The organism is Oleiphilus sp. HI0066, from assembly GCF_001635725.1.
This window is the reverse complement of record NZ_LWFH01001129.1, coordinates 1-671: the sequence shown is the minus strand read 5'-3', so window position 1 is coordinate 671 and position 671 is coordinate 1. Positions and strand designations below refer to the sequence as shown.

The window sequence follows — 671 nt, the reverse complement described above, 5'->3', positions numbered from 1 at the left end:
ACGGTCTGTCCAAATAGATCATCAGCCCGCCGAAGAAGTTCGCTAGCAAGTCTTTCGCCGCAAAACCAACAGCAATGCCGCCAATACCACCAAAGGCTAATACACCACTAATACTGAAACCTAATGTCTGTAAAACAACGAGAACTGCAGTGATAATAATCGAAGCCCGAAGAAGTTTACCCAATGCGTGCACAGTAGTTTCATCGATAGGCTCCTCAACTCTATCTGGATCGATAAGCAAGGTTTCTGTTTGCGCAATAAACCCTACTACGAACCAAGTTAGACAGAAGATAACCCCGATACGCTGAATTGGCTCAACAAAATCGAAAACAACTACGTTTGAGTATTGATCGGCAGTATATGCCGCCATGGAAAGGCCGACGATCCAGATACCAAGGGACACAGGACGTCTTGCTGCGTGTAGTAATGCATCGTCCCATAAATTCTCCGTCTTGGTGAACTGGATTTCGACTCGTTTGAATATCCGTTTTGAAATATAACTTGCTAATGCTGTGAGTACGACAACAGCGAAAATTTCAATGACACTACGCACACCGGAATTCGTATATCCAAGGTCGGCTAGAAACTGATTACTAGACTCCAGAAAATCCATTTAGCTTACACCTTATTATTTATATTCTTGACGATTTCTTGAGCATTCTGCCAACGCA

The 671-nt window shown here is 43.4% G+C and carries 1 protein-coding gene; it reads right to left on the bottom strand.

The features are described from left to right. Positions 1-613, bottom strand: a 613-nt coding sequence (locus tag A3738_RS14850) for a mechanosensitive ion channel family protein (protein ID WP_156504279.1), incomplete at its 3' end; no start/stop codon positions are given. Positions 614-671 lie beyond the last annotated feature (58 nt).